We start from the raw sequence: 8334 nt of genomic DNA, 5'->3' as shown, positions 1-8334 counted from the left end.
TCTGCGGGTCAATGGCAATCAGGACTTCCTCACCCGGTTTTACTGCCATCAGGTTGGATAAAATATAGTGCGCTCTCTCGATACATTCAATAATTCTGTTGTCTTCCATTTTCTTATCTCCTTTTTGAATTTACTCCTGTTTTCGTCTGGAGCAGAACTTCCGTATCCTTTATTTCTGTTTCAGAACCTGAGTATATTGTAGTAATTTCCGCACTATATTTCATCCGTTATATGTATTTTTCTATATCATATCACCATTTGGTTATACATTTTCAAAGGTGTGTAAAAGTTCCTCCAAAAGACCTGCCGCCCGCTCTTTTGCCGTATTGAGGATCGCCCCCGCATCGTTGCCGTAAATATCAAGCCCTTCGGCCGACAGGCAGTCAAAGCGCTCAATCCCGAGCATCTGGCACAGCGCCCTCATGTACTCTCCGGCAAGATCCGGGTAGCCTGCGGGCATAACTCCCGTGTAGCCGCCCCTGGTCGTCACATAGACCATGCGCGATGCCCGGCAGTCTCCCACAGTCTCTCCCTTTTCATTGTAATGAAACGTCATCCCGCTGACGCACATGCGTTCCAGATACACACGCAGCAGGCTGGGAAAGGAAAAATCCCAGAACGGGGCGGCGATAATGACCGCATCGGCCGAAGCGAACTGCCTCGTCAGCTCAAAAAAAGGATCCTCGAAACGGCCAGACGCAATCAGCTCATTCCTCAGCTTCACCTTACCGGCATCCAACGGTTTTAAATCACATTCCATTAACCTCACCGTCTCAAGTTTGATGCCCGGCCGGTTCTCAAGCCCATCCACAAGGCATCCCGCCAGCTCTCTGGTGCGTGATTCCTCCCCTCTGATGCAGCAGTCCACAAATAAAGTCCTCTTCATAATTCTAATTCTCCTCTCATTCTTCCTCCGGCGAAGACACGGTCCTGTCATAGATATCCTCTCCGTTTATGACAAGCTGTTCTATCTGTTTCGCATTGACGACCGGCTCCGTATCGAGTTCTCCGGAATAATATAAATACAGCACCTTAAGATTCGGCAGTTCTGCAAACACAGACAGATCATAGCCGTCGGGCGCCGAAAGAAACATCTCCTCCACCTGGGTCAGCTTATCCATATTCTGAAGATCGGCGGTATTGATATCCAGATAGGAAAGCTCTTTAAGTCCTGCAAGAGGGGACAAATCCCGCACGGAGGGGACCGTAATTCTCAGGCTTTTCAGATGCGTAAGTCCGCCCATCGGGCCAAAATCCTTTATATTCGGATAGATTCCCCACATATCAAGCAGCTCCAGGTTCTTAAGCGGCCTCAGCCATTCGAGATCCTCCATCTCCCCGTCGGCGGTCAGCCAGAGGCGTTTGAGGCCCGTCATGGAGGAAATCGGACTGATGTCCTCCAGATCCTCCAGCAGAAGATCGAGGGAAACCAGGTTCTTAAATTCCAGTAAATCCTCGATTGAATGGATTGTTATGTTCCCGGACGGAAGCCATTTATCCTGCTCATTGACCTGGATCCGGTAAGTGTCGTAATCCTGTGGCGGGAGGGTCAGCCGCAGGGAGGTAAAATGATCCAGATCACTGGACATGACAGCCCCTTCCGGCTTTTCAATGACCGCCCGGACCAGGGTCTCTACACCCTCGTCTTTCCACTCAATCACATAGTCCGTCTTCTGCCGCTCCTTCGTCGGGGCAATATCATCCAGATAATAGAGAGTGACGGCAAACGGATTATGCAGATACGGATAATCCCACAGTTTCTCCCCCATTATCGGAGGCCTGTATCCTATCATATGGGCCTCGCCGCCCAGTTCCGTAAAGGACTCCGCCGCCTCTTTGGCCGTCCGGTATCCGCTTGTCTCATCCGTGTCAATTCCCACAAATTCCGCCGTATAGTTTTCCCCGAAACGGTAGAATACCGATACGTAAAGCTTTTCCCCCTGCCTCTCACAGGCGTATCGGAAACCGTACCTTTTTTCCGGCTCCTCATTTCCGGGTAACTCTTCAGTCCCGTCAAACGCCTCAAAGGACAGGAGTTCTTCGCCCAGATTTTTCCCGGCCAGACGTTCCAGATTGACGGCCGTCTCATCCCAGTTTTCCGTAAATGCCGCGCTTTCGAGATCACGTTCCCTGACTTCCACAAGCAGTATGGTATCCCTGCCTTCAAACAGGATCTTGTTTGGATATCCGTCCGGTCCCAATTCATTCGTCCACTTTCCCCGGCCCGGAACGTTGAAGCCAAAGCCCAGATAATCCTGTACATCGTACATATCAAGCTTTGAAGACGTTTCCGAAGACTTCCTCTCCGGTATCGTGATAACTCCGGCCGCGGAGGATACCGAAGCGGCCAGTCCAAACAGAAGCAATACCGCTTTCATCTGTCCAATCATATGTACTCCTTTCCAAAGCTCCGGGCAGGCAGGCTCTCCCCTCTTCCCATGCTGCCGCAGAACATGGTTTAAGTGTACCATACCGTGCCTAAAAATCAACCGGACGATCAAAAAACGCCCCGGATGATCCGGGGCGGCAGACTGTCGGCAAACTATGGTTTCCTCCGATGGTCCGGCGGCGGCAGGTCCGTATGGAGTGCCTGCCGCCATTCATATGATACTGACTCCTTATTCCTCTTCCTTTCTCTGCACTCCGGCCATATTCATAAATTCCCGCATCGCGGATGTGGTGTATTTCCCCTTCTTTGCGGCAAAACTGACCGGCCGGGTTGCCAGCGGATCTCCAATCTTGTAATAGGTCAGCATCTCATTTTCCGGCATGCAGCTTACGATATCGGAGCGGATAAACACGGCTCCGACTCCGTTGGATGCAATGTTGACGGAAGTAAGGACCTGATCGACCAATAAGACGGTCTTCATCGTAAATCCTGCGTTCCTGCAAATCTGGTTACTCCTCTGGAACATATCATTACCGGGTTTCATTGTAATGAAAGGCACCTCCCGCAGTTCGTACAGAGGAACCGCCTCCGTTTCGTCAGCGGCAAATCTGCCTGTGAGAATATCCTGGTATGTCAGGCGGTAAGGCTGGAGCCGCTTATTCACCTGATACCGGGTGGGAACGGCCAGAATAATATTCTCATTATTATAAAAATAGCGTTCAATATTGGCTCCGACATCGGTTGCCGTCTCAATCACCAGATCCACCGTCTCATTCTCAAGACCTTCCCTCAGTTCTCCAATACTTCCCTCCATCAGATCGATTACCACATTCGGATACTTGTCCCGGAACCTTCCTATCAGGCCGGGGAATACGAAAGAACAGAAAAACGAGGATCCGCCGAGGGAGAGGCTGCCTGTATTCAGCTCTTTCAAATCCATGAAATAGGACTTGACATTTCTCTGAATAAACATGATGTCCTCAATCGACTTGATATAGTAGGTACCTTCCTTCGTCACGGTAATCGGAATTGTACTGCGGTCAAATATCACGATTCCAATATCCTTTTCCGCCTTTCTCACCATCTTACTGAGGGCCGGCTGACTGACCTGCAGTTTTCTCGCCGCCTTTGAAAAACTTTTCTCCTGGTACACGGCATATACGTATTTCATCTCATTAAGCAAGTGACTTCCCCCAGTCATACTTTTTTGCATTTGCAATCATCGATACCAAAAGACAGGCCTGATCCGGCTCGAAACCCATTCAGACCTGTCTCTTGCATTAAGCTGTCTGCCTCTTTCTTCTGGCTAACTGTATTGCGATAATCACAGCAAACAGTGCAATTCCGATCAGATCCGTAACATTTCCCGCATCTACCATAAGGACGCCGCAGATTACCAGCAGAATACTCTCCCACCATTTGCAGGGGATGAGAAAATACCTGGTAAAGCCCGTGGCAATCCCAATCATGCCGATGATTGCCGTAATAATCGCCTTTGCTACCATCAGAATAAAGAACGGCGTACTCCAGCCCGGATTAACTAAAACCAGCACCGGATTCATAACAAAGATATACGGCACCAGATAAGCGGCAAATCCCAGCCGGAAGGCATGGAATCCTGTCTTCATCGGATTCGCCTTTGCAATACCGGCCCCGGCAAAGGCGGCCAGCGCAACCGGCGGCGTAATATCGGCCACGATTCCAAAATAGAATACGAACATATGGGCGGCAATCGCCGGAACCCCCAGGGCTACCAGCGCCGGTGCGGAGATCGTTGCCTGTATAATGTAATTGGCCGTTGTCGGCACACCCATTCCTAAAATAAGGGAACACAGCATTGTGAATACCATTGTCATGATCAGGCTTCCGCCTGCCAGTTCCACGATTCCGTTTGCCATTTTAAGTCCCAGCCCGGTTGCCGTCACAACACCGACAATAATGCCAGCGCAGCCACAGGTCACGGCTACGGAGATAGCTCCCCTGGCCGTTTCTTCCAGACAGAGGACAAATTTTTTCAAAAAGTCCAGTATATTAAATTTTCCGGTCTGACGGACGATCTCAATAATCCAGATAACCAGACATGAGATAATACCGTACATGGCCGCATTCATCGCCGAACGGCCCATAACCAGCAGCGCTACGATGACAATAATAGGGGCTACCCGGTACCAGCCGGTCTTCAGCAGATGACGGACCTCCGGCCTCTGCTCCTTGGGAATTCCCAGCAGCCCGTTTTTTACCGCTTCAAAATGTACATTGGTAAAAATACCGGTAAAATATAACAGGGCAGGTATACATGCCGCCAGGGCGATTGTTCCGTATTTCGTTCCAACGTACTCCGTCATAATGAACGCCGCCGCTCCCATGATCGGGGGCATGATCTGGCCTCCGGTCGAGGCCGCCGCCTCTACCGCCCCGGCAAATTCAGGCTTATAGCCGGATTTCTTCATCAGTGGTATTGTAATCGAACCGGTGCTTACCGTATTCGCCACCGAACTGCCGCTGATGGTTCCCTGCAAAGCGCTGGCCACAACGGCTGCCTTCGCCGGTCCGCCCACGCTTCCGCCGCAGGCGCCCATGGCCAGTCCCGTCATCCAGTCCCCCACACCGCTGGCCTTTAAAAAGGTGGCAAACGCCAGGAACAGGAATATGAACGACGATGAAACATAGATTGGCGATCCCAGGATTCCCTCTGTTCCCAGCCACTCCAGACAGACTAACCGCTTTAACGTCATGCCCCGGTGGAACAGAAATCCCGGCAGGTGATTACCGAATAATGCGTATAACAGGAACACACTGCCGACACAGACTATGACAAGTCCGGCCACGCGCCGCGCCGCTTCCAACAGCAGCAGGATGGCTAAAATACTGATTACCATATCCATGGCCGTGAAACGGCCTGCCCGCAGCAGCAGTTGATCGTAAAATACAATATGGTAGGCAGAACAGGCAAATGCCAGCGCCGCCAGAATATAATCATAGAACGGGATCTTATTGCTTGGCTTTCCGTCAATTGGATAAAGCAGGTACGCCAGAACCATAGCAGCTCCCACGTGGGGTGCCCTTTGCAGGGTGGAAGGGAATGTTCCGAAAAGTCCCGTATAAAGCTGAAAGACAGACCAGGCTACTGCAATGACAAATACGATTTTTGCCGGAGTTCCGCTCAGGCGGCGGAACTTCGACTCTTTGTCAAACTGGGTCATGACTTCTTCGCTGTTGACTTCCTGTTCATCAAGCTTAATGGTTGTGTCTTCTTTATACATTCCTACCTCCTGTACTTAAATGCCATGCTCAAAGTGTCATTACATTCAACTGCAGGAATTTAATCGATCAGAAGGCCGGAATCCACAGAGATGCCTTTTTCTTCATAGAAACGCGCGGCGCCGGGATGAACCGCGGTAGTGATACCCGCAAGTCCGCCTTCCAGACTGATATCGTTTCCGGCCGGATGCGCGGCGGCAATTTCTTCCGCACTTTCATAGAAAGATTTTGTTATGTTATAAACCGTATCATCATCCAGATCCGCGCGGCAGTAAAGCGCGGCCTGGCATGTAATGGTCTGGAAATCCTCTGTATTGCTGTAAGTTCCCGCCGGAATCACCATTTTTTCATAGTAAGGAGCTTCCGCCCGAACCTTCTCGATCTCTTCGTCGCTGACGCTGATATAAGCCAGATCCATGGATGTTGTCATCTCCACGATGGAAGAGGCCGGTACATTAAGCACTGCACAGGAGGCATCGATATGCCCGTCCTGCATCTTTACGGCGGCGTCTCCGAACCCATCCTGCTGCGGCTGGATATCCTTATTTACATCTATGCCCGCGGCTTTAAAAACCAGATCCGAGGTTCCGGCCGTACCCGAACCGGTAGGTCCGATTGCAACCTTCAGTCCCTTCAGGTCTGTAACCGATTTCGCATTTGTACTTGCATTGGCAACGATTTGATAGACCTCGTGGTAAACAACGCCAATGGCCCGGAAGCTTCGGATCTCTCCCGTATCTGCAAATGCTCCGCGGCCGTTCCATGCATCGTCTGCCGTAGCGTTCATGGCGATGCCCAGATCAAATTCACCGATGTCTATCATATTTAAATTTTCCACCGAAGCGCCGCTGGCCTGGGAGTCCAGGGAAATACCTTCCAGTCTCTTGTTCATCGCACTGGCCATGGCTCCGCCCAGGGCAAAGTACGTTCCTCCCGAGGAGCCGCTTCCCATAATCATGGCAACTGTTTTACCGCTGGGAGCCGCGGGCTGTGCGGCTTCACTTTCCGCCGCCTGCTCCTGCTTTGTCTCCCCGCCTCCTTCCGACGCGGCCGGCGGTGTCTTGGATCCGCAGGCTGTAACCGTGAGTATTAGAACCATAGCCAGGACAATACTCAAAATTTTCTTCATTTTCTCCATACACTATCCTCCTCTTTTGTTAATGGTTATATCATGACGGACTCTCCCCAATGTCTACTCTTCGCCAAGGCAGACCATTTTGCCGTCTTTTACAATCACTTCACCGTCAAAGGTGATGGTCGGGTTATACTGCACCATGTCGATATGTACCGTGGAACGTGCAGGCTGGCCGTAGTAGAAGCCGTTGCCCATTGCAATATGGCAGGTTCCCCTTGCCTTCTTCTCTTCCTCAAAGTCTCCGTTGAACATACAGGCCGGATTTAATCCGATTCCGATCTCTGCAATGTTGTCGCTGTCTTTTACTTCTGCGATCTGACGGCGGATTTCTTTACAGATCTTTGCGTCTCCGCCTACTACCTCTACGATGCGTCCTTCTTCAATTTTAAGTTCTACAGGGATTGTCGGACAGCCATAGTAGCAGATTGGTCCGTCGATTACAAGTGTTCCGTGGGTGGTTCCGATTACCGGTCCTAAAGATACTTCGCCGTCCGACCATGCCATTGCGTCCCCGGGGTTGCGGGCAATGCCGCACTCAATGATGGGTTCCATGTCATTCATTTCCATATACAGGTCGGTTCCGGCCGGTGTTGTGATATGGGCGTTCTTCTTACCTCTCCAGATTGCCTGCAGTCTTACGCCGTCCGCGTATACCGCCTCATAATCCGCCAGGGCTCCGCCTCTTGTGAAATTGTCGATGTGTCTTAAACAGATGGATACTTCACGCAGCCTCTTCTCATTCATCAGTTCTTTTAAGCGGTTGTTGTAGATAGCCGCTCCGGATGCCGTTGTCATGCCTACGAATACGTCGCAGGCCTCCATGGCCAGTTCCAGGGTCTTCGGGAAAATCGTTGCTTTGTCTTTTCCGCGGATTGGCATCATGCTTACATTATACTCTGCTCCGCACATCAAGGCTGCCGCCGCCATGGCATTCGCCATACGCATGTCGGTCTGTGGGTCAATGGCAATAAGAACCTCTTCTCCCGGCTTCACTGCCATCAGATCCGATAAGATGTAGTGTGCTCTCTCGATACATTCAATGATTCTGTTGTCTTCCATAGTCTCTCCTTTTCTTGAAGTGATGTGGGTTACAGTTACCGTTCCCGCCGGATATCCCCGGCGCATCTATAAAAACAGTTTTATCACTGTCCTTATCTATTTCACTTCTTTATTTTGACAATTCAGGCAAACATTAGCATAGTATCTGTTATAAGTTTATCATACCGTCAATTCTCTATAAATTATTATGTCTTTTTATGAATGAGGCATAACCTATTCGTTATATCTTTTCATGAAGTATGGCAGGTATACCTATGACCCATTCATGTCTGGACAAACTCCTGCCGTATACAAAAAGGCGGTAAAAAGTCTGCTTTGCAGACCTTTCACCACCTTCATTAAAAAACCCACTGCTTTAAATTATTTATCTATTCCTCACCCAGGCAGACCATCTTTCCGTCTTTTACAATCACTTCACCGTCAAAGGTGATGGTCGGGTTGTACTGTACCATGTCGATATGTACTGTGGAACGTGCAGGCTGGCCATAGT

General features: G+C 50.3%; 6 protein-coding genes. All 6 read right to left on the bottom strand.

Annotated elements, in window-relative coordinates; all coding sequences use genetic code 11:
* Positions 1-262 precede the first annotated feature (262 nt).
* The 6 genes from QZT18_RS22925 to QZT18_RS22900 all read right to left on the bottom strand — a co-directional run bounded on the left by QZT18_RS22925 (position 263) and on the right by QZT18_RS22900 (position 7844).
* On the bottom strand, positions 263-886 hold the full coding sequence (locus QZT18_RS22925) for an NAD(P)H-dependent oxidoreductase (RefSeq protein WP_294151973.1): 624 nt from the start codon (positions 884-886) through the stop codon (positions 263-265).
* A gap of 16 nt (positions 887-902) precedes the next feature.
* A complete protein-coding gene (locus tag QZT18_RS22920; protein ID WP_294151971.1) occupies positions 903-2390 on the bottom strand; it encodes a hypothetical protein in 1488 nt (495 codons plus the stop codon).
* Between the two features lie 228 nt (positions 2391-2618).
* Positions 2619-3572, bottom strand: a complete 954-nt coding sequence (locus QZT18_RS22915; RefSeq protein ID WP_294151969.1) for a LysR family transcriptional regulator — start codon at positions 3570-3572, stop codon at positions 2619-2621.
* Between the two features lie 97 nt (positions 3573-3669).
* Positions 3670-5652: a TRAP transporter permease gene (locus QZT18_RS22910; protein ID WP_294151967.1), complete on the bottom strand. Its 1983-nt coding sequence runs from the start codon at positions 5650-5652 to the stop codon at positions 3670-3672.
* A gap of 59 nt (positions 5653-5711) precedes the next feature.
* Entirely contained in the window at positions 5712-6788 is a 1077-nt protein-coding gene (locus tag QZT18_RS22905) for a TAXI family TRAP transporter solute-binding subunit (protein ID WP_294151966.1), read from the bottom strand.
* 54 nt (positions 6789-6842) lie between these two features.
* Positions 6843-7844 (bottom strand): aminopeptidase, encoded by a 1002-nt coding sequence (locus QZT18_RS22900; RefSeq protein ID WP_294151964.1) that lies wholly within the window; start codon positions 7842-7844, stop codon positions 6843-6845.
* Between the last annotated feature and the right edge of the window lie 490 nt (positions 7845-8334).

Source organism: uncultured Clostridium sp., from assembly GCF_900547735.1.
Classification (GTDB): Bacteria; Bacillota; Clostridia; order Lachnospirales; family Lachnospiraceae; genus Otoolea.
The sequence above is the reverse complement of the archived record's forward strand: the minus strand, read 5'-3'. Positions and strand labels throughout refer to the sequence as shown.